This window comes from Leptothoe sp. EHU-05/26/07-4, assembly GCF_043421015.1.
Classification (GTDB): Bacteria; Cyanobacteriota; Cyanobacteriia; order Phormidesmidales; family Phormidesmidaceae; genus Leptothoe; species Leptothoe turfae.
Genome location: NZ_JAXSQV010000003.1, coordinates 754586 through 776548, shown reverse-complemented (window position 1 = coordinate 776548; position 21963 = coordinate 754586). Strand labels below are relative to the sequence as shown.

The window sequence follows — 21963 nt, the reverse complement described above, 5'->3', positions numbered from 1 at the left end:
TTTACTACGACATCACCAATCTCTGCGATCGTGAGAAACCTCACGATCACAAGATTTTGATCGTTAAAATTGTTACCTACAACAGGGGTATGTTTAGTGAAATCACGAACTTTGAGAGTTCCTGTTCAGGTGCTCTAAGTTACTTCAAACTAAAGGGAAGCGCATTGCAAAACTTCCCTTACCTCGGGTTAGAGGTAACACGTTGTTGGAAGATGAAGATCGATATGTTGCCAATGATTTAGGTTTGTATTCAAGTTTTCAAAGCACCTTTAATGCTTTGTTGTATGACTATCAGAACACACTTCACATAAGGTATCTCGGATAGGGGCAATATGGCAGCCACCTCTAATGAAAAGATTGTGAGTATTTGATGAAGAAGATCGTTTACAGGGCAGAAAACTGCTTCTGGAATCAAAAAAAGTAAAATTTAGCGGATATTAGAGTTTATGTTTGAATTACTTGGATGGACTTGAGTTAAAAGCACTTCTCTTGAAAATAATAAATAGCTCAAGGTATATGTTTTGAACTATTAAGGGGAGAGAGGTTTATAAAGTGAAACTATATATAGTGTTTGCCCCACGCATTGAAAATGCCTTTGATCATCACTCATTTACACCACCAGACTGTATGCATCTCAACGATGAGCTGTTATTGCAACATACGCTAGACAAAGATGTTTCAGACTATCCATCAACATCTTTGTCCGCTTTAGAAAATCAATGCTCCAGCCACTTATGATTTAGGGAAATCAATCGATCTAGATCAGATGGCTCTACATCAATATTTCCAGATTAGATCCTCCGGAATATCGACAACATCTGAACAGTTTACTACTGGCTGTATTAGAGGCTGTATTAGAGCTGAGGCGCTAGCTGATGGGTTACTGGGACCGTGTACTCCTTGATGTAGCCAGACCTCAGTACCTCTGCTAAGCTCGCTTTGGCTTGCCATTGCTCCACCATAGCTTGGGCAGGTGTTTGCTTTGCATGAACAAAATTCCATAGAGGCTGTAATAATTTTCTCTCATGGCTTTCCCCCAGAGATTGTTCAGCAGCTGTTAAAAGTGCGATCGCATGTTCATAGATCTCAACATCTTGGAAACCATAGATCGCAGCCCGTTGATGCTTCTCTGCATCGGGTACTAAGGCTGAACCAGATAATGTTGTATCTAAGACAATCCCTTTCATTAAAGCCAGGAGACTACCATAAAGCTCAAAGTCACCACAGCTATCGCAGGCTTTAAACTCAATGCGTCCTATTTCTGCTGGCAGACGGGCAATTTTTGTGAGGGAGGGTGAACTGGCGATCAAGTCTGTAGGTTTTTCGACAAACACCATCGCAGCTGGTCGTAGCCCTGTGCGTGTATGGGTCCGCACCGATAGGCCCGACCATAGTTGTTGCCCATAGAATGGTGAACTAAAACTAAACGGCACCATAGCAGGACTATAGTAAGTTAGTTTTTTACCGGCTTGGATCAAGCTAGCAGTAGAAAGACCACGAATCGAAAAATTAAGATCTGGACCATAGGTCAACATGGGAATATGCGCCGTCTGTTTTTCTGGTGACGCCTCCCGTCGGCTAGTCTCATAGTTGTTAAGGGGTGGCTTTGGCGTAAATGTTGTTTGCACCGGGTTAAAGCTGGTTAAAACAGGAATTAACCCCGTGGGACGAGCTACGTCCCACAGCTGGATAAAACTCTCTCGTAGTTCTTGAACTGCTCCAGCGATTGTTGGCTGAAGTGTGGTACGAATTTCAATTCCTTTTGGCATACAATCAACAAGTTCACCTGTTTCAGAAAATCTCTCATAGCCTTCGATGTACCAACGTTTACGCTTTATTCCTGCATCCCCAATTCGCAGTTGAGGATAGTCGGACCCATAGGTGGGCAACTGTTCTACCAACTGCTCAAATCGCTGAAATGAAGTATTGGAAAAATCAGCAAATTGATTTGTTTGCTGATCCCAAAAAGCAACTTCATGCTCTAGACCAAATTGATAGGGACTTATCGGTTGATTAATAGATGAATGACTCATGCTAATGCACCCTAAGGTTCAAAGATTTCTTGCCAATACTGGCAATATAGAGATCACTTATGATGCAACAAAATGTCAATAGCACCAGGTTTTGTCAATAACCTGGTGTGAATAAAAGTAGATCATGGAAAAATATTCATTAATATTTAGGCCTTAAATACAAAGAAATCATTCAAAGGCCATATGAAGGATAATTTCATTATTGATGAGTGTTAATAGTAATCAATATCATTAAAAACCAAATAGAATTGGATGATGCATACAGCTGCTGCCTTGTCTTGTAAGACATCCCTATTGCCTAAAAGTCCCTTGGTGTGATAGCAAGAGGGCAATGGGTTATTCTGTATCGAATCCTGGCAGAGGCAGAGATAAACGCCCATCACGATATGCCCATTAAGTTATATAAGTAAATAAAGCCCCCCCTAGACTCTCTAGTTAACTAGAGGGTTTAGACTAAGGCTAATCCATCAGAATCAAGATCATGGCACTTCAGTTAACGGTTCCCAACATGGCCTGTGATGTCTGCGCAAAAAACATCACAAATGCTGTACAAGCATTAGATAGCAATGCCGCTGTCACTGCCGATCCTAAAACCAAGCAGGTAGATATCGAAACAGAAGCGGCGGAAACCTCTGTACGAGAAGCCCTCGAAAAAGCAGGCTATCCCCCAGTTGCTTAGAAATCAGAGGGCTAAATCCTTCATCAAGCCCTATTAAGTTGGGGTTTCTCCCCTCCCAGGAGGGGTGCCGTAGGCAGGGTGGGTTAACCGCTACGCTATCCACCGAAACCCGCTCTATTACTTTTTCAGACGTTCAACTAATAGCTTCAACGGTTAACCTACCCTGTTGCCTCTCCCAGAAGGGGATGAGGTGCTGGTTTATGCAGCTCAGTATTGACTGCATTATCTTTAGTGTTTGCTTTCCCAACCGCTGCAAGTCTATTCCATGGGAGGAGCCAGGAGATCATCATGACTACCGCAACTTTAGCAATCAAAGGCATGAGCTGTGCGGCCTGTGCCAACAGTATCGAAACGGCTATTCAACAAGTACCAGGGGTGAAAAAGGCCCTGGTCAACTTTGCTAGCCAACAGGCTAGCGTTGACTATGACGAGCGTAGTACTAGCCTGGATGCTATTCAGGCAGCTGTTGCTGATGCAGGTTATGGGGCGGCGGCTGTTAGGGAGATGAGTCTGGAGGCTGATCGTATCGAACAGCAAGCAGAACAACGGGCGCGTTTGTTGCGAGTGGTGGTCAGCGGCATGATTGGTATTGTGCTGATGTTTGGCACCATGCCTGCCATGTTGGGCATTCACATTCCTGGATGGCCGATGTTTTTGCACAATGCCTGGCTACAGTTGGTGTTATCAACACCGGTTTTGTTCTGGTGCGGTCAGCCATTTTTTGTGGGTGCATGGAAAGCGTTGACCCATCGAGCGGCCAACATGAACACGTTGGTAGCGCTAGGGACGGGCACTGCCTATATTTATTCCCTATTTGTCACCCTGTTTCCCAATGTGCTCACTGCTCAAGGGCTAAAGCCTGCGGTATATTATGAAGCCGCTGTGGTGATTATTGCGCTGCTACTGTTGGGGCGATATTTAGAAAATCGGGCCAGGAGACAAACGTCGGACGCGATTCGTCAGCTGATGGGGCTGCAGCCCAATATAGCTAGGGTTGTCCGTCAGGACCAAGAAATGGATATCCCCGTTGAGGATGTTGTTGTGGGCGATATCGTGGCGGTGCGCCCCGGTGAGAAAATACCCGTGGATGGGGATGTGGTGTCAGGCCTATCCACCGTGGACGAGTCTATGGTGACGGGTGAACCGATGCCTGTGCAAAAACGGGTTGGAGACGAAGTCATTGGCGCAACCATTAATAAAACGGGCAGTTTTCGCTTTCGTGCGGCACGGGTCGGTAGAGATACGGTCCTCGCCCAGATTGTGCAGCTAGTGCAGACAGCCCAGGGGTCAAAAGCACCAATTCAAAAGCTGGCAGACCAGGTGACTGGATTATTTGTACCGATTGTTATTGCGATCGCACTCCTCACCTTCACCCTGTGGTTCAATCTCACGGGCAACACCACCCTATCCCTACTCACCACCGTCGGCGTCTTAATCATCGCCTGCCCCTGTGCCTTAGGATTGGCCACGCCCACATCGATCATGGTAGGTACCGGTAAAGGGGCTGAAAACGGCATTTTGATTAAGGACGCCGAGAGTTTGGAACAGGCCCACAGGCTACAGACGATTATTATGGATAAAACCGGCACCCTCACCCAGGGCAAACCCATGGTGACGGACTACCTGACGGTCAGGGGAACGGCCAATCGCAATGAAATTAGGCTACTCCAGCTAGCTGCCGCCGTTGAGCATCAGTCGGAGCATCCTTTAGCGGCAGCCATCGTTAACTATGGGCAGGCGCAGGGTGTGGATAACCTACCAGAGGTTCAGGAGTTTGAGGCCATTGTGGGCAGCGGTGTCCAGGGGACTGTCCATGGTCAGCGGGTGCAAATTGGTACCGAACGCTGGATGCAGAGCCTGGGGATTAATACCGAGCACCTACAGTCTCGACGACAGGCTTGGGAGTCAGCTGCTAAAACCACCGTATGGGTTGCAGTGGATGGTAAAGCAGAAGCGCTACTGGGCATTGCCGACGCCTTGAAACCATCGTCTGCAGACGTCGTGCGACGTTTACAGCGCCTGGGTTTAGACGTGGTGATGCTGACGGGGGATAACCCGGCAACGGCTGCCGCCATTGCCCAGGATGTGGGCATTCGCCGCTATATTGCCAGCGTGCGGCCCGACCAAAAAGCTGCCCATGTGCAACAGCTGCAGGCTACCGGGAAACGGGTCGCCATGGTGGGCGATGGTATTAATGATGCTCCTGCTCTGGCCCAGGCAGATGTGGGAATTTCCATTGGGACAGGGACGGATATTGCGATCGCAGCCAGCGATATTACCCTAATTTCAGGCGACCTCAGCGGCATTGTCACGGCCATCCGTCTCAGTAAAGCCACCATGGCCAATATTCGCCAAAATTTGTTCTTTGCCTTTATCTACAACGTGGTAGGCATTCCGGTGGCCGCTGGGATTCTTTATCCCATTTTTGGCTGGCTGTTGAACCCCATGATTGCTGGGGCTGCCATGGCCTTTAGTTCGGTCTCTGTGGTGACCAATGCGCTACGGCTGAGAAAGTTTAGACCGCAAGGGGTACGACTATGACACTCAAATCTTTTTTGCTGAGTGGTTTATTTTGTCTGGGTTTGATTGCCAGTACAGCATCCCTGGCCAGTGCAAACGTTGGCAGTATTCAGGCGATTGAGCAGCCATTGGTGGTCAAATTTGGGGTGACTGTCGCGGGGTTAGGATTGCTTGCGTTAGAACTGTGGTGGTTTCTTGGCAAGAAAAAATAAGGGACAAATAGATTGTTTTCCTTTGTAGGGGCGCACAGCAGTGCGCCCCTACTATTCGCCCCTACGGGATTACGTGGGTTCTGTGGGATTCGAGGTGTCTGTAACCTGGGACATTTCTACCATGATAATAAAGATAGTCTCTAGACCATTATCAAAGCGCAGCGTATTCACGAGATCATGCTCAATGGAAATCGCTGAATCGACAATGATCATATCAGGCTGAAGTGCCAGAGCCTTTGCAATGCCTTCTTTACCCGTAGTCGCTTCGGTAACGGTATACCCCCTAGATAGCAACACATCCGTCAGATTTTTAGTGGTGGAAACATCCATGTCAACCACCAGCACCTTACGGTTTGACGTGCCCTGGTCTAACAGAATTTTAATATCGCGAAGCAGCGCCTCTGTATCGATTGGCTTCGTGAGATAGCGATCGATGCCAAGACGATAGCCCCGCTGTTGATCTTGAATAATAGAAAGAATAATGGTGGGAATGCCCATGGTAGCTGGGTTGTTCTTGAGCACAGCAGCCAAGTCAAAGCCGTTGATGGTGGGCATCATCACATCAAGGATGATTAAATCCGGTGGCTCTGCCTTAACTTGATTGAGGCCATCCATACCATCGTTAGCCGTTTTAACCCGATAACCAACTGCTTCTAACTCCTGGCGCAACAGTTGACGAATATGGGGTTCATCATCCACCACGAGAATTGTTTTCTGAGACTTTTCCGTTGGAGTAACGGCTCGATCTACGTTTTCTTTGAGCCGCTGTACCAGGGACTGTAAATTGACGCTAGTTGCTTCACTCTCCTGCGATGCATTCACAGGCAAGGTAAAGGAGAAAGTACTACCCTGCCCCTGCTGGCTTTCAACCCAAATTCGCCCTTCGTGATGTTCAACGATTTGTTTGCAAATTGGTAGCCCTAGACCGGTACCCTTAGGCTTGTCAGTCATTATTTCACCCACCTGGGTGAACTTTTCAAACACTTTTTCGAGATCGTCTTCGGAAAGACCAATACCTGTATCAATAATACTGACAACAATTTCAGCATCTTGTTGATAAATACGACATGTGACGGAACCACTATCCGTAAATTTGATAGCGTTAGAAAGTAGGTTAATGAGAACCTGAACCAAACGATTGCGATCGCATATCACCTCTGGCAACCCTGGTTCAACCTCGCGAATCAGATCCAAACCACTGGCTTGAAAGAGAACAGACGTGGCCGAAATTGCCTGATCTAGAATCTCAGCCACAGATGTCGGCTGCATATTCCATTCAATTTTGCCTGCTTCAATTTTAGAAATATCCAATACATCATTAATCAAAGATGTTAAGCGCTCACCCTCAGATACAATGATGCCGAGGTTTTCCCGCACCTGGCGTACCGCTCGATTCGTTTTCTTGGTCTCAGCACTCACCGCAGGCAATACGGTGTCTTCTAGCTTTTTTTGAATCAATTTAGCAAAGCCTAGGACCGAGGTCAGGGGTGTCCTTAGCTCATGGGAAACCGTCGAAAGAAAGTCGGTTTTCATTTGATCCACTTCTTTCTCAGTTGTAATGTCACGAATTAAAACAACAGAACCATGAGCTTTTCCAGGCTCAGAACTTGCCGTTGTCTCTCGATTAGACGTGATCGCTGTCACCAGGGCTTGCCCCACTCGCTTTTCTAACAAATTCACTTCAACACTGAGATTTATGTCTGGAGCTGCTTGGTTCTGAACAATCAGCTCCGTAATCGACCGATCAAACACGTCTTGCATCGGTCGACCACGCAAGGGGGTCCCATTTAACCGAAACATCTTTCTCAGGGCAGGGTTAGCTCGGGTAATCTGACCTGCGGCATCAATAACCAATAGCCCGTCCCCCAGGGTATCAATAATGGCATTTAGCTCTTGGGCTCTGGTTTCTAAATCCTGTTGAGTTGTTCTTAGGGCATGGGTATAGGCACCTACCCACTCAATGAGCTGATTTAGAGACTGGGCTAAACTGCCAATTTCATCCTGATTGACCACCCCCGCTCGCAGGTTAAAATTCTCATCCCGTGTGACTTGTAAGGCCGTTTCTTCAACCGCTCGTAGTGGTTGACTGATGGTACGACTGATGAGATAGGCCAATAGGCTAGCAAATATAAGCGATAAAATAACACTGATTGTAATCACCTGGGCTTGCAGCCGCGCAGATTCTTGAACAATTTCCCTGGATTCCCTCAGTTCATCTTCTTCAATGAAGTCAGCCAGAGCTGCTAAATTTCGTGCAAATTCTTCCAGTTCTAGTGCAGCAGGACGACGATTTAAATCCACGAATTCCTGACGAGCTACCAGGAGTTCTCGATCCTGTAGATCGCTCAGGTCCATCCCTTTTACAAATTGATCAATCTCTTCTAAATTAGTTTCAACAACACCATCGTAGTTCTCAACTAATTCATCCAACAGTTCCAGCTCATCTTCGGTTTCTTCTACACCGCCTTCAATATCATCGTCATATTGCTGTTGTAAACTCAACCAATCTTTTTGAAAATCGCTACCACTCGAGCGATAAAGATCATAATTGATTAGAAACTGGTCTGGATTTTCAAGCCAGGTAATCAGCTGACGCTCATAGGCAATAAATCGATTCAGGGATTTCTCTAGATTCCGTAGACTTAAAATCTCCTCAATAGCATCTTCATTGCCCTGGTAAGCCTTAAACTCATAGCGCCGAGCAATACTAATACCCGTGCCTGTACCAGCAACAACAATACCGACCACCAAGGCGTATCCCAAACCAATTTTCTGAATTACCTTCAGGTTGCGCAACCAGCTTCTGACCTGGGCTGGTAAGATGCCATGGGAAGAATTCGCAGATGACGATGGTTGGATACTCATATAAGGTTCTATAGGGCGTTCTATAGGGCAATAGCTAAGACTTCCGCAGCTTTTTCTAGGATTTCGTCAGGGTCAAACGGCTTGGTCATATACAAATTAGCCCCCACTTCACGCCCCTGTTGCTGATCAAATTCCTGCCCTTTAGCCGTCAACATGATGATGTAGGTATCGCGCACCGCGGCATCTTCCTTCACCGCCTGACAAACCTCAAAACCATTCAGTTTCGGCATCATCACATCTAAAAAAACCAAATTGGGCTTTTTGGTACGAATTAGGGTTAAGGCGTCCATGCCGTTAGTTGCCGTCAATAGCTCCACGCCTTCGTCTTCAAGATCCTCCAGGGTTTGTTCCATCAGCACCCGGATATGCACTTCGTCATCAACAATTAAAACAGCTTTATTCATGGAATTACTCCAATGGATTAGTGGGAGAAAAGGTCGACCATCAAACAGCTGACATCATGCAGAATTAGCTGAATCCGGTGGTGATATAACTTGAGAATTTTCTACCATAATGAGAAAAATATTCTCTAAGCCATTGTCAAATTGTAAGGTGTTGACCACCTCATGTTCCATGGAAATGGCCGAATCGACAATGATCATCTCGGGCTTCAGGGAAAGGGCTTTTTCAATACCGTCCTTACCAGTGGTCGATTCAGTAACGGTATAGCCCTTCGACAGTAAAACATCCGTCAGGGTCTTGGCCATCGATGTATCTATATCCACCACGAGTACCTGACGATTGGATGTGCCCTGGTCCAATAAAGTTTTAATGTCCTTGAGCAGCACCTCTGTGTCGATGGGCTTACTGAGATAGCGATCCACACCCAGACGGTAGCCCCGTTCTTGATCTTGAACAATAGACACCACAATGATGGGAATACCCATGGTCGCTGGATTATGCTTGAGGATAGCCACCAGATCAAAGCCGTTAATGTTCGGCATCATCATGTCCAACACCATCAGATCTGGGGGGGATGCCTTAACCTGATTGAGGGCATCCATGCCATCTTTAGCCATCTGGACTTTATAGCCCACAGCTTCTAGTTCCTGGCGCAAAAGCTGCCGAATATGGGGTTCATCATCAACCACCAAAATTGTTTTCTGGGGAGTGTCTGTGACCGGTGCGGCGGCCACGGTCTGTCGTACATTTTCTTTTAGCTGCTGGACCAGGGTCTCCAGATTCATGTTTGTTGGCTTGGCTTCTAGATCCGCGGTCAAAGGCAGGGTAAAGGTAAAGGTACTCCCCTGACCGAGGGCGCTTTCGGCCCAAATGCGACCGCCATGGTATTCAATAATTTGTCGACAGATCGGTAGCCCTAACCCCGTTCCCTTAGGTTTATCGGTCATGACTTTACCTACCTGGGTAAACTTCTCAAATACTTTCTCTAGGTCATCTGTGGACAGGCCAATGCCCGTATCAATGATACTGATCGATAATTCAATATCTTGATGCCGCACAAAACAGGTGACAACTCCCTCATTGCTAAATTTGATGGCATTGGAGATCAGATTGATCAATACTTGGATGATGCGGTTGCGATCGCACACCACCTTTGGCAATTCGGGTTCAACATCAAGAACAATTTCTAAGCCATTGTTTTGGGCCAACACCGATGTCGCTGAAATGGCTCGCTCAATCAGATCCGAGATAGATGACGGCTGCATGTTCCACTCAATTTTGCCCGCCTCAATTTTAGAAATATCGAGCACATCGTTGATCAGGGAGGTCAGACGCTCCCCTTCAGAGATAATAATGCCCAGGTTGTCACGGACCTGTCGCACTGCCCGGTCCGTTTTTTTAGTCTCAATCTTTACAGCGGGCAATACAGTATCTTCCAGTTTCTTTTGGATCAGTTTGGCAAACCCTAAAATCGACGTCAGGGGTGTCCTTAGCTCATGGGAAACCGTCGAAATAAAGTCGGTTTTCATTTGATCCACTTCTTTCTCAGCCGTAATATCACGAATGAGAACAATGGAATCAAAATCTCCCCCCGGAACGACGTTACTATTATTGCTCACAACAGCAGTGACCAAGGCCTGACCAATGCCATTATTAGGCAGCTCGACATCGGTAATCAGCAACTGGGTCGGATCAGCCTGGTTTTTAGCAATGAGTTGAGACAAATCCGTCTGAAAAACTTCATGACAGGGCGATCCCGTAACGGTTTTGGCATATAGATTGAACATGTGAACCAGCACAGGATTGCAGCGAATAATAGTGCCAGTTGAATCAATCACCAACAGCCCATCACCAAGATTATCGATGATGGCATCAAGTTGTTCTGTACGTTCTTTAACCCGCTGTTCCAGGCCCTCCTGACTTCGCTCTAACTCTTCCGTATACTGCCCTATCCAGGTGATTAACTGATTGAGAGAGTTGGCTAACAATCCTATTTCATCTTGATTGTTAACCTTGGCCCTCAGTGCAAAGTTACCCCCATGGGTGACCTGCTGAGCCACCTGGGTCAGATGCTGAATTGGACGAATGACACGGTTAGCCACATAGGTCGTAATTGCCCCAACAATAACAGCCGTCAGCCCCGTCCCTAGGGCAAAAATGCGCAGCAGCTGATATTGGGGGGCAAACGCAATTGCCGTATCAGCAGTAATCAGAGCACCAATAGACTCAGAGTTTACACTGTTGCTAAGATTCACGGGAGCATAGGCAACCAGTTGTTTTCTGTTATCTTCTTGACTATTGGCAAAGACTTTAGCCTTAGACCGTCTACTCTCAAAGATCTCCATTAAACTTGGATAGTAGCTCTCAACAGTCTGGGCCAGGTAGTTTTGTCGAGCACTGGCAAAAATCATGCCATCGGAATTAAAGAGATGCCATACTCGTTTATGCTCTTCAAAAATCTCGAAGAGTTCACTCATATAGTGCCCTGGCACACGGGCCCTAATAATATAGATTGAGTTACCGGTTTCTAGATCGTTGACTGGAACAGCGTATTCCACCCGGAGGAGGCCTGAACTAGACGACAACCCAGGGCCATTCATCGTGGACTGTCCAGTTTTTACAGCCGCTTGAAAATACTCACGATCCCCATAGTTACCAACAAAAGGTTTGCCCGTAGTCGCCTGTGCTACTGGATTTCCATCTAGATCAAACAAAATAATGCTGTCAAAATAGTCAAGGCTATTGGCAAATTCAGTGAGTAGTAATTGTTGCTGATTGGGAGACGAGTCATTGCGCAGCGTTGCTTGGGTCAACACTGGGTTAACGGCTAAGGATTCCACCTCACGCAGCCGACTGACCAGAAACTGATCTAATTTATCGCCCATGACTTCCGTACGCTGGCGCTTTTCTTGAATAACTTGTTGAGTTATGGAGCGACTGGCAAATAGATAAGCGGCACTACCGATGAGCACAACAGGCAAGGTACTAAGGGCAATGGCAAATACCGTGACCTTATGTTGTAATTTATGCCGTTTACCTGATGCTGCCGTTGGTTGTCCCAACCAGAGCTGTGATGACTGTGAGCCATTATCCATGACTATTACCCAAGGAATGGAGCATGCCTAAAATTGCGTTAGCGTCAGCCGGATGAACCTGAAACAAAAAAGGACTAAAAACCTTGTTTAATAAGGTCTTGATTGACGGCGCTTATCTATGTTGTCTCTAGCATTGTTCATTTCAAGATCATCCTGTTTAACTGGAATTTCAAGCAAAAACGTCGTCCCCCGACCTAACTCAGACTGACAAACTAAGCGACCTTTGTGGCGTTCAGTAATAATCTGATAGCTAATTGAAAGACCTAGCCCCGTACCTTTACCCACATCCTTGGTGGTGAAGAAGGGATCGAATAGCTTATTTCGAATTTTGGCAACAATTCCCGGGCCATTATCATGAATCCGAACTTGAATCCGGTTTGGGTGAAGTTGCAGCGTCGTAATCGTAATTCTCGGTGAGTGGTAATACGGTGGGACTTCCAGGACATCAATGGCATTGGCCAAAAGATTCATGAAAACCTGATTGAGCTGGCTGGGGTAGCAGTGAACCAAGGGTAAATCGCTGTAGTGTTTAATTACTTCGATACCTGGAAAATCAGCCTGGGCTTTGAGGCGATGACGCAAAATCAGTAAGGTACTGTCAAGGCCCTCGTGGATATCAACGGATTTAAACTCAGATTGATCGGAACGGGCAAAGTTCTTGAGCGACAGTACAATATCGCGGATGCGTTCGGTACCGACGGCCATGCTATTAAGGGTTTCCGGCAGGTCCTTTAGCAAAAAGGGCAGCTCTACATTCTCAATGGCCTGCTGTAATCCCTCAGAGGGAGAATGATACTCTTGCTGGTAAAGTTTTACCAATTCCACCAAGTCTCGAGTATATTCCTGCACAAACTCCAGATTTCCATAGATAAATGTGACCGGATTATTAATTTCGTGGGCCACCCCTGCCATCATTTGACCAATACCCGACATTTTTTCACTCTGGATCAGCTGTAGCTGGGTTTGTTGTAGCGTTTTTAGTGTGGCAGCCAGTTGTTGAGCCTTTTCCTGGGCCAATTGGGCAGCACGACAGCTGTGCTCATAGAGTTCTGCTTGATCAAGGGCAATGGCCAATTGGTTGGTCACCGCCTGTAGTAGAGCCACCTCACTGTCGCTCCAGGTTCTAGCCTCCTGACTGGTGCCACAGCAAATTGCCCCAATGTCACCCGAACGAGTCTTGATAGGAACGGCCAATAACGACGCAAAGTCGTGAGCTTGCAAAAACGTTCGGGTGGGGACATCCTCTAGGGCACTGACATTATTGATCTTGACTAAGGACTGCTGACCCAACCATTGGGCTAGACTGCCCACTGCATCAGCGGCATATTCACCCACCAAGGGCAGCATTTGGCTGCGTCTAGATTCGGTGACCACTTCTAAGCCACCAATGCTGGGTGAAACCGGACAGGACCCATGGAGCGGGCCTGCCAATTTAGCTGGCGTTTGAACCCAAAGGAAGCAACAGCGATCTGCATTGAGGGTGCGGTAAATTTCGCTCACCGCTGTGGTCAAAATGATGTTGAGTTCCAGGGATTCTCGAATCTGACTGGAGAGGCGAAAGATTAAATCATTCTGACGGCTTTCTTTGAGCTGACGCTCATGTAACAGCGCGTTGATCACACCAGCTACTTGAAATGTCATGGTGGTCAATAGCTTTAGATCTTCGGCGCTGTAAGGATTGGTAACCGATCTGCTAAGTGCGATCGCGCCAATTACAGACTCCTTACTTTTTAGCGGCACACACATCAGCGCAATCGTTTGCTGCGATGGGCATCGCACGTCTGACGCCACATTATTAACAATCTCACCGCGCCCAACCTGGGCAATCGTGCCAATAATGCCACAGCCCACAGCGATGGTTTCTTGAAATAAGTTCCCCTTACCAAACCGAGCAATGCACTCCAGCGATTCCGCATCCTGCATTAGCATCAGGGTGCCCTGGTCCGATTTCAGCAGTTGGCATGCCTGCTCTAGTGCCAGAGAAGCCACCTCCTGAATATCTGAACTATCGATAATTTTTTCTGACAGATTGAAGAGCAGGGAGATTTCCTTATACTTCCCCAGCAACTCGTCAGCTAACGATCGTTTTTCTGATTCTCGATAGGCCAATTTAGAGATCAGGTGGGCAATGGCCTGGGCCTTTTCATCACCCTTGACCCACCCTAACGTGCATCCATCTAAATCAATGGGATAGCGCTTGTGCCCATTGGCACTATTGCCTAGTAGCTGCTGTCCATCAGCCGTTTCAATAATGACGCTAGAGGCCGTAGCCTGTAGCACATCCTGAATTAGGGAGTATTCCTTTTTAAGAACTATTTTCTTTAAATCAATACTCACCATCAAAGGGGACATCCCTGAAGTTATTAGCTTCTAGCCTTTAGCTACGGTTTTTTGAACCTGGTCTAGCAGCATATCCTACCAACCAGCATAAAACCTGCATACGTTCTGAGAATTCCCGTTATACAGGACATCAATAGCAAATTACTTAAACATATGCCGAGATTTTTAATTTTCTATACCAATTTATTTATGCCAGACAGCAAACATTGAGCACCAGGTTCACAAATCTTTCCGTATTAGTCATGTAATAATCCGGACCCAATCCAGAGATTTGTTAATCCACCCCAAAGTCGTCCTTGACAACGAATTTTTCTCGTATGATTCATCTCAGATTTAGTAGTCTTTGACTTATTTTCATATCAATCAAAGATGAAATGTGCATGGCAACCCACTTGGTTTAGGCCAAGGTGGATTGGGCTATAACGGTAACGAGCTCAATACATCCTGTAAGTTATGGGAAGCCCCCTCACTGTTGATAATCCTAAATCGCAACGTCTTTTAAGATATCTGCAAAAACCGCTTTGGCGTTCTCTATTTGCCCCAGTGGATATTGCCATACTGGTTTACTTTCGCATGGCCTTTGGCGGCATCATGCTCTGGGAAGTGTGGCGGTATTTTGACAAGGGTTGGATCGCCCGCTACTGGATCGATCCTATTCTCAATTTTCCTTACTTTGGCTTTGAGTGGTTCCACCCCTGGCCAGGTCAGGGCATGTATATCCACTTTGTAGGTCTCGGTATTCTGGCAGCCTTTATTGCCCTGGGCATCTGGTATCGCGTCAGTGCAGTGCTATTTTTTCTAGGGTTTACCTATATTTTTTTATTAGAGAAAGCGCGCTACCTCAACCATTTTTATTTAATCTGCTTAATCAGCTTCATCCTGATTTTTATCCCCGCCCACCGCGCCTTTTCCTTTGATGCCTGGCGACGACCCGGCATCCGTACTCAAACGGTTCCGGCTTGGACGCTGTGGCTCTTACGCATCCATGTGGGGATTCCTTATTTTTATGGAGGCTTGGCCAAGATTAACGGTGATTGGTTGCAAGGGGAGCCGATGCGTATGTGGATGGCGGCTCGCACAGATTTTCCGCTCATTGGCTCTTTTTTTACTCAGGAATGGATGGTCTACTTTCTGAGCTATGGGGGACTGTTGTTGGATTTGTTGGTGGTGCCCTTTTTAATATGGCGACGCACGCGGCTCTATGCGTTTGTCCTGGCATTAACCTTTCACTTGATGAATGTCCAACTGTTTGACATTGGCATTTTCCCCTGGTTCATGATTGCGGCAACGGCTATCTTTTTCTATCCTGACTGGCCCCGGCGTTTGGTAAGACAAAGATTTAGCGATCGCAACCAGTCTGCTCCAGCCCGCTTGACACCCAGGCACATAGCGATCCTGACTTTGTTGGGCATTTACCTGGCCCTACAGTTACTCTTGCCATTTCGCCATTATCTCTATCCAGGTGATGCGAACTGGACCGAAGAAGGTCATCGGTTTGCCTGGCATATGAAACTACGCTCAAAAGATGCCGATGTGAAATTTATTATTACCAACACGCGGGACAATTCGGTGAGCGCCTTAGACCCATACGATATTATGCCTCGCTGGCAAGTGCGTAAGATGGCGGCCCGACCGGATATGATTTTGCAGTTAAGCCATATGATTGCTGAGGATATTGGTGGGGACGATAAAGACTCAATTGAAGTGAGAGCTGAAGCCTTTGCTTCTCTTAATGGACGAGAAAAACAACAACTGATTGATCCAACCGTAGATTTGTCGAAAAAACGGCAATCGTTGATGCCAGCAGATTGGATCTTGCCGTTAGAAATACCATTATCTGAGCAGTTAACAGAATAAACCCCTACGAGGACCTCAACATCGTCTTGGAGAAAATAATCTCATTCACCATTTCCATTACATCTTCAATCACATCTTCTGCGGTTTCAGCATCATTAATGTACTGATTCAGCGACTTAAACTTTTCAGGCGCTATCCCCCCCATCAGCGCCCGATCCCAATTTCTCAGCATTTCATCAAATACCCGCTTAGCATCCCCATTGGTACACACAATGGGAAGTACCGGAATGCGTTCCTGTCTGGCATACTCATAGGTCTCATAGGTGCCACCAATACCCCCTAACAGAATGACCAAATCTGACCGTTGTAAACAATCCAGCCATTCATTCACACCAGATTCCGTATACTGCACTGCGCCCCCCTTAAACACAGGCTGCTTTCCTCGGGGAACAATTTGTGTGAGCTTGCCCGTTAAACGTACATTATCCTGAGATAGCTGTTGAGCAAATGCATCGGCAACAACATAGTCCACGCCTTCCCAACCGCCTGTAATTAAATGGTAGGTGTGTTCTGCGATTTTCTTACCTAGCTTTTGGGCACACCAGTTAATCTCAGCAGGAAGATGAAATTTACCTGTGCCTGCCACCAAGATAGATTTTGTGCTTCTCAGCTGTTGAGAATCTTCTTTAATATTGCCAATGAGGTGATCAATAAACTGATCAAAGTTCTTAGCAGGGTCGATGCTCAGTTTATCTCTAACAAACTGGATAAAGTCATCTACATGAGTGGCAATCTCGGCAATTTTATTCGCCACATCAACCATGGCAGAATATTCATCGGACGGATTAGGACCCATCAGGGCCGATAGCTGCTCTTTTTTCGTTTGCCAATGTTGAATATAGTCCACCTGTCCTTCACGGCTATAGATATTAGCATCCGATAAAACAACGGGGAAAACCCTCTGCTGGTCGTTCTTACGTTTCATTATCTCCAGCGCTTCAAACATACAATACTCAGAGCGCAGGTATTTATCGCTAATGACCAGGATCACATAGTTACCACGACCAATTTCCCGCATAAACTTTTCAATGCTTTGGCCCAGGGTGAGGTGGTTGCGATCTCGAATCAAGTTATACCGTCTGGCCAGTAGTACGGCGCAAATCCGATCGACTAACGCCTCTCGCTGACGTCCCTGCTCGGTTTTATTATCTTTCCACGCATAGGAAATATATATCTGGTTCATTTTTCCTAGGTATCATCGCCTAGTAAGCCATTCAAACATTTATGCCCAAAATCCGGCTCAGTTTAATGACGCATCTAGGGTGATTTTTCATACTAAAGTATTGAGTTATCCCATTGATTTAGCCCTTTATGGGGAGTCTAAAAGGGCCACCAATGAGCCACCGCTATGGAGTCGACGAATGGTTTCAGCAAACAGCGGTGTTGTATCTAAAACCGTAAGCTTGGCCGTCACCTCACTGGCCGTCAACCGGAACGATGGAACAGTATCGGTGATAATGATGTTCTCAAGGTCGGGAATCGCCAAAATATGGTTGGATTCCTTGGCAAAGACACCATGGGTAGCAGCGGCATAAACGGCTACAGCACCTTGACTATGACAAGCTTTTGCCGTGCGAGCCAGGGTGGTACCGCTGCTGATGAGGTCGTCAATGATGATGGCCGTACGGCCTTGAATCTCGCCAACCAACATACTGCCAGACACAACACCCGAACTGCGATGTTTTTCGGCAAAGGCAATGGAGATATCACGCTGAAGCTTCTGGCTAAGTTGTTTACGAAATGCTTCGGCCCGTTTAGCGCCACCAAAATCTGGAGACACAACCACTATGTCACGCTCGTCAAGTAGGGACGCAAAGTGATGTACAAATGTGTTTTTTGCCTCTAAATGCTCGGCAGGACAGCGAAAAGCATTTTGAAAGGCTGCCAGGTTATGGACATCAAGGGTAACGATGCGATCGCAACCAATTGACTCTAACAATTGAGCAATATATCGGGTCGTTACCGGGTCCCGAGACTTTGTCCGGCGGTCTTTACGGGCATAGCAAAGATAAGGAACAATTGCAGTCACACGTTCAGCTGAGGCATCCCTCAAGGCACCCATAAAAAACAGCAGTCGACAGAGTTTATCATTGACGCTGATTCCAGGTTCACCATAGAGAGACTGGATCACATACACATCCTGACCTCGCACATTAACTAATGAACGCGTCTTATGTTCACCGTCTTCAAAGTCTCTCTCTTCATGATGACTCAGGACAAGGCCCAGATGAGCTGCAACCCTCTTCCCAAATTCCCGACTGGTATTTAGGCTGAAAATTTTGATAGCCCGATCATCCATAGCAGCACCTCTTAACCACCCTTAGCATAGGCTAAAAAAACGTATCCTCCCATAAAACCCTGGTGCAGCATTCCCTACAAAAGATCAATAGTTTAATTTTGGTGGGTAGAAGACAGGTTGCTTTCATCAGACTGATTGTGCCGATTGAGTTCATCAATCAGGGCATCAGCCAGGTGCACAGACCATCGAGCAATCTCCTGCCCTCTGGCAAAATGACTTTCTCCATAGCCATGGTGGGCAACTAATCCCTGCATAATCATACTGGCGAAATGCTCGCGCTTGGTCATGCCGTTAGTCACCTGCCATTCTTCAGGCGCTTCACGCTTGTAGAGTGGATAAATATTATCGTTGGCCTGTACAGTCATCGTTCATCCACCTTCACCTGAACAGCTTCTTCTATAGCCACAGCTTCTTCTATAGCCCCTGAGACCTTCTCATCTTTAAGGTACACAGACAAGTTGAGGATCCTGTGAGGCTAGACTAGTACTCTGTGGTGTAAGTTTGCCACTATCAAATGTGGATGGGTGAATGGGTGGATGGGTGGATGGGTGGATGCAATTACTGCCAAATTTCTGCCATCGGTACTAGTGCTGCATTCCCCCATAAAATCTTCACATCATTTACATACAATCGGTTGTAATACATACAATCAGTTGTAACCACAGAAGGAAACGACAGTTAAAGTAGACCACGTTTAGGGAAGGAGTGACCATGACGACCCAGGAAAAAGAGCTCAAAACCATTGCTAGCCATCTATTGGCAGGTATGCTGGCTAATCCTCACATTTACACCATGGTTAGTGAGGAAGAAGCCAGGGGACAGCAAGAGCAAATTCTTCTCTCGAATGCCATCATGATGGCTGAAAAATTAATTAGCAGAGTTGAACACTCCTATAAAAATCAACCAAAATGAAGCTACCCCGTTAAGATGGCCTTTTGACACCTCAGTGTGACAAGGATGACACTTAGGTTGCCAATGGTTGACTACTGGGAATTTCGATTAAGAACTCTGTGCCCTGCCCAGGGATAGACTCGCATGTGAGCTGCCCTCCATGTAACTCTGTGATGATTTGATAGCTAATGGCTAACCCTAAGCCGGTGCCTTTGCCAACGGGTTTAGTCGTGTAAAACGGATCAAAAATGCGTGACTGTACCTCTACAGACATGCCCCCAGCATTATCTCGAATTTGAATTAGAACATGATCGTTATCGGTCATCGAAGTGCAGATATAAATCTGTCGCTGACTTGTTTTCTCAGAGTTCAATTCTAACGCTGGGTCAGGTTCTTCAAACGCATCAATGGCATTGGCAATGAGATTCATAAATACCTGGTTGAGCTGTCCTGCAAAGCATTCAATTGCAGACAACGTGCCATAGTCCTTTATGACCTCAACTGTAGGGCGGTGACCTTGACCCTTAAGGCGATGATCTAAGATAACTAATGTGCTATCAAGGCACACATGTAAATCAACCGCTTTACAAAGAGCTTCATCCAACCGTGAGAACGTTTTGAGAGAATTAACAATTGCAGTAATGCGCTCAGACCCCATGTTCATCGAGAAGAGTAATTTTGCGATATCTTCTTTTAGGAAAGGTAGATCAATGGCGTCTTCTTCAGCTAAGATCTCTTCATGGGGATTGGGATAATGTTTCTGATAAAGCTCAATTAAGTTTAACAGATCTGCTACATACTCTTGCGCAGGCTCTACATTACCCTGAATAAAGGTGACTGGATTATTGATTTCATGAGCCACACCCGCCACCATCTGACCCAAACTAGACATTTTCTCCTGTTGAATAAGTTTCTCTTGAGTCTTACGAAGTTCTCCTAGGGTTTGCTCTAATTCATCAGCTCTGGTTTGAGCAATCTGTCTACTGTTTTCTAATTCATTGGTTTGCAATTTCAGTGATTCAACCACATTATGGAGTTGGCCACTCATGTGATTAAACGCATTCGACAGTGTCGTTAGCTCATCATTGGTTTGGAGGTTAATGGTTTGTCCCCATTCCCCTGTAGATATCTGTTTCGTAGCTGTAGTCAGCTGTTGGAGAGGCTTGGTAATCGAACGACTCAGTAAACGGGCTAATAGGATGCTGATAATAGCAATGATGACAGCTGCCATCAGTCCTTCTAATAAAGTCTGACGCAGTTCTGTTTGTAGTGGTTTAGTCGAAAAACCAATGCTGACTGCACCAACAACGTCTTCCCCAACCAAAATGGGTTTACCAGCAATTAATTTCTCATCCTGCCAATCTAAAACCAGTTGTTGACTAGCAAGAATCTTCTGTCCTAAGGGATCTGGCTGGAGACTCAGGACTTTATAGTCTTCGGTAAAGGTATCTGAGATGACACGTCCATCCTTTTGGTAGAGTCGAGCAGAAATTATTAATCGCTTACTTTGAGAGTTCTTGTCAAGGTTATTGATGATCTCTCCAGCTTCATCAAATTTATTAAAATAAAGAGCATCACTGTTAGCTGCTGATAATGTATCCAGAAGCAGTTCAGCCTGTTGTTCTAGATCTTTGCGAAAGCTGATGCGTTCACGTAACAATGCAGAGCTCCCCACAGTCAGCACTCCCCCCACAGCCAAACAACTCATAGTGAGTGTAAGTTTGTTGGTAAGCGAACCATTTTGGTTGTGCAACCCGATGAATCTCCACATGTATTGAAACGCTTGTACTGAAGCAGTCTTTGTTAGAATGTTAGATCATAGAGCTCCTTTAAGCGTTCTATGGATTGTTCCACGGGAAAATCATCAAATTTGACAGTATCTTCAAAGCTTTCTAACGTTGTTTCACCTTCTGGCGATTTATCCATATCCAGTAAAAGAGCCTCTATGGCATTTATTTGCTCAGTTGGTAGTCTGGGGCTTGCTAGTACAATATGTCGAGCAACAAACTCAGTCTCTAAAATGACTTTCATAGAGGACTTGACATCGTCTGGCAGTTCAGCAAACGTACCACTATCAACTGCACCAGCATCGACTTTATCCGTGAGGATCAGTTCAACGGTATTGTCCTCATCTCCACTAAAAATGAATCCAACTTCATTAACTTGAAGGCTTTTATTGTCTAGCGACTCTTCAATATCTAGCGACTGCTCAACTAGGATCAGACCTGCTTTTTTGAGATATGCCAGCGGCAACATATAACCTGATGTGGAGATATTGCTTTCTAATGCGATGTGCTTCCCTTGCAAATCTGCTATGGTGTCGATATCGCTGTCATTACGGGTGAAAATAATGCTGTTATATTCAGCAACACCCTTTTTCCAACGCCGCAGGATGGGAGTAGCGCCTGTCTTGGTGCTAACGACTATAACAGGGTAAGGACTATCGAAGTAAAGGTCCACCTCACCAGATTCTATCCAGGTTTCCATCGTTTCCAGGTCAGGGGCAATTTTGACAGTTGCTTTTTTAATACCGACGTCTTCTAAACGATTTGCTAAATAATTAGCCAGGGGCTGGTATCGTTCTATTTTTTGGGTGGGTTTTTTAGAGATATCACCCAGAATAAGGACTTCATTAGCCGTTAACTCAGAAGCACTTGAAGTACTTACTGATGCACTTTCGGTTGAATCAGTCGTTGATTCGACCGAACCACAGCCCACCAATAATAGTCCTAACATTACGCTAAGTAAAGAGAAGGATCTTATACGTACA

General features: G+C 46.1%; 16 protein-coding genes. 6 read left to right on the top strand and 10 right to left on the bottom strand.

The features are described from left to right. Positions 1-552: 552 nt before the first annotated feature. Positions 553-738 (top strand): hypothetical protein, encoded by a 186-nt coding sequence (locus U2F10_RS11155; protein ID WP_163663208.1) that lies wholly within the window; start codon positions 553-555, stop codon positions 736-738. 116 nt (positions 739-854) lie between these two features. Here the strand turns inward: U2F10_RS11155 and U2F10_RS11150 are convergent, their stop codons facing one another. Further along, a complete protein-coding gene (locus tag U2F10_RS11150; RefSeq protein WP_499872055.1) occupies positions 855-2033 on the bottom strand; it encodes a glutamate--cysteine ligase in 1179 nt (392 codons plus the stop codon). 481 nt (positions 2034-2514) lie between these two features. On the opposite strand from U2F10_RS11150, the gene U2F10_RS11145 reads away from it, so the two are divergent. The 3 genes from U2F10_RS11145 (at position 2515) to U2F10_RS11135 (ending at position 5444) form a co-directional block, all read left to right on the top strand. Beyond that, positions 2515-2712: a heavy-metal-associated domain-containing protein gene (locus U2F10_RS11145; RefSeq protein ID WP_499866630.1), complete on the top strand. Its 198-nt coding sequence runs from the start codon at positions 2515-2517 to the stop codon at positions 2710-2712. A 288-nt stretch (positions 2713-3000) separates the two neighbouring features. Then, a complete protein-coding gene (locus U2F10_RS11140) occupies positions 3001-5253 on the top strand; it encodes a heavy metal translocating P-type ATPase (RefSeq protein WP_499872053.1) in 2253 nt (750 codons plus the stop codon). Next, positions 5250-5444: a hypothetical protein gene (locus U2F10_RS11135; RefSeq protein WP_499872051.1), complete on the top strand. Its 195-nt coding sequence runs from the start codon at positions 5250-5252 to the stop codon at positions 5442-5444. Before U2F10_RS11140 ends, U2F10_RS11135 begins: the two co-directional genes overlap by 4 nt. Positions 5445-5513: 69 nt before the next feature. Here the strand turns inward: U2F10_RS11135 and U2F10_RS11130 are convergent, their stop codons facing one another. The 4 genes from U2F10_RS11130 to U2F10_RS11115 form a co-directional block, all read right to left on the bottom strand. Continuing rightward, positions 5514-8309: an ATP-binding protein gene (locus tag U2F10_RS11130; protein WP_499872050.1), complete on the bottom strand. Its 2796-nt coding sequence runs from the start codon at positions 8307-8309 to the stop codon at positions 5514-5516. 20 nt (positions 8310-8329) lie between these two features. Beyond that, positions 8330-8713, bottom strand: a complete 384-nt coding sequence (locus U2F10_RS11125; RefSeq protein WP_163662974.1) for a response regulator transcription factor — start codon at positions 8711-8713, stop codon at positions 8330-8332. A gap of 54 nt (positions 8714-8767) precedes the next feature. Continuing rightward, positions 8768-11806 carry a response regulator gene (locus U2F10_RS11120; RefSeq protein ID WP_499872049.1) on the bottom strand — a complete coding sequence of 1013 codons (3039 nt, stop codon included), beginning with the start codon at positions 11804-11806 and terminating at the stop codon, positions 8768-8770. A gap of 87 nt (positions 11807-11893) precedes the next feature. Continuing rightward, complete coding sequence (locus U2F10_RS11115; protein ID WP_499872048.1) at positions 11894-14146, bottom strand: GAF domain-containing sensor histidine kinase; 2253 nt, start codon at positions 14144-14146, stop codon at positions 11894-11896. A 453-nt stretch (positions 14147-14599) separates the two neighbouring features. Here U2F10_RS11115 and U2F10_RS11110 point away from each other — a divergent pair, with 453 nt between their 5' ends. Next, positions 14600-16003, top strand: coding sequence for an HTTM domain-containing protein (locus U2F10_RS11110; RefSeq protein ID WP_163662966.1), 1404 nt, complete (start codon positions 14600-14602; stop codon positions 16001-16003). A 4-nt stretch (positions 16004-16007) separates the two neighbouring features. Here U2F10_RS11110 and U2F10_RS11105 read toward each other — a convergent pair whose 3' ends face one another. The 3 genes from U2F10_RS11105 to U2F10_RS11095 form a co-directional block, all read right to left on the bottom strand. Then, the gene (locus tag U2F10_RS11105) at positions 16008-17186 is read right to left on the bottom strand and encodes a TIR domain-containing protein (protein WP_163662963.1); all 1179 of its coding nucleotides are present in this window, start codon (positions 17184-17186) and stop codon (positions 16008-16010) included. Between the two features lie 126 nt (positions 17187-17312). Beyond that, complete coding sequence (locus tag U2F10_RS11100; protein WP_163662960.1) at positions 17313-18302, bottom strand: ribose-phosphate diphosphokinase; 990 nt, start codon at positions 18300-18302, stop codon at positions 17313-17315. 92 nt (positions 18303-18394) lie between these two features. Next, positions 18395-18667: a hypothetical protein gene (locus tag U2F10_RS11095; RefSeq protein ID WP_163662957.1), complete on the bottom strand. Its 273-nt coding sequence runs from the start codon at positions 18665-18667 to the stop codon at positions 18395-18397. Positions 18668-19013: 346 nt separating this feature from the next. On the opposite strand from U2F10_RS11095, the gene U2F10_RS11090 reads away from it, so the two are divergent. Further along, positions 19014-19214 (top strand): hypothetical protein, encoded by a 201-nt coding sequence (locus tag U2F10_RS11090; protein ID WP_163662953.1) that lies wholly within the window; start codon positions 19014-19016, stop codon positions 19212-19214. Between the two features lie 52 nt (positions 19215-19266). Here the strand turns inward: U2F10_RS11090 and U2F10_RS11085 are convergent, their stop codons facing one another. Beyond that, positions 19267-20901 (bottom strand): ATP-binding protein, encoded by a 1635-nt coding sequence (locus U2F10_RS11085; RefSeq protein WP_163662951.1) that lies wholly within the window; start codon positions 20899-20901, stop codon positions 19267-19269. Positions 20902-20996: 95 nt separating this feature from the next. Beyond that, the gene (locus tag U2F10_RS11080; protein ID WP_499872046.1) at positions 20997-21929 is read right to left on the bottom strand and encodes a phosphate/phosphite/phosphonate ABC transporter substrate-binding protein; all 933 of its coding nucleotides are present in this window, start codon (positions 21927-21929) and stop codon (positions 20997-20999) included. Between the last annotated feature and the right edge of the window lie 34 nt (positions 21930-21963).

Coding starts and splice junctions, on each gene's coding strand:
- U2F10_RS11150 (WP_499872055.1), bottom strand. CDS start 2,033: ATGAGTCATTCATCTATTAATCAACCGATAAGTCCCTATCAATTTGGT.
- U2F10_RS11145 (WP_499866630.1), top strand. CDS start 2,515: ATGGCACTTCAGTTAACGGTTCCCAACATGGCCTGTGATGTCTGCGCA.
- U2F10_RS11140 (WP_499872053.1), top strand. CDS start 3,001: ATGACTACCGCAACTTTAGCAATCAAAGGCATGAGCTGTGCGGCCTGT.
- U2F10_RS11135 (WP_499872051.1), top strand. CDS start 5,250: ATGACACTCAAATCTTTTTTGCTGAGTGGTTTATTTTGTCTGGGTTTG.
- U2F10_RS11130 (WP_499872050.1), bottom strand. CDS start 8,309: ATGAGTATCCAACCATCGTCATCTGCGAATTCTTCCCATGGCATCTTA.
- U2F10_RS11125 (WP_163662974.1), bottom strand. CDS start 8,713: ATGAATAAAGCTGTTTTAATTGTTGATGACGAAGTGCATATCCGGGTG.
- U2F10_RS11120 (WP_499872049.1), bottom strand. CDS start 11,806: ATGGATAATGGCTCACAGTCATCACAGCTCTGGTTGGGACAACCAACG.
- U2F10_RS11115 (WP_499872048.1), bottom strand. CDS start 14,146: ATGGTGAGTATTGATTTAAAGAAAATAGTTCTTAAAAAGGAATACTCC.
- U2F10_RS11110 (WP_163662966.1), top strand. CDS start 14,600: ATGGGAAGCCCCCTCACTGTTGATAATCCTAAATCGCAACGTCTTTTA.
- U2F10_RS11105 (WP_163662963.1), bottom strand. CDS start 17,186: ATGAACCAGATATATATTTCCTATGCGTGGAAAGATAATAAAACCGAG.
- U2F10_RS11100 (WP_163662960.1), bottom strand. CDS start 18,302: ATGGATGATCGGGCTATCAAAATTTTCAGCCTAAATACCAGTCGGGAA.
- U2F10_RS11095 (WP_163662957.1), bottom strand. CDS start 18,667: ATGACTGTACAGGCCAACGATAATATTTATCCACTCTACAAGCGTGAA.
- U2F10_RS11090 (WP_163662953.1), top strand. CDS start 19,014: ATGACGACCCAGGAAAAAGAGCTCAAAACCATTGCTAGCCATCTATTG.
- U2F10_RS11085 (WP_163662951.1), bottom strand. CDS start 20,901: ATGAGTTGTTTGGCTGTGGGGGGAGTGCTGACTGTGGGGAGCTCTGCA.
- U2F10_RS11080 (WP_499872046.1), bottom strand. CDS start 21,929: ATGTTAGGACTATTATTGGTGGGCTGTGGTTCGGTCGAATCAACGACT.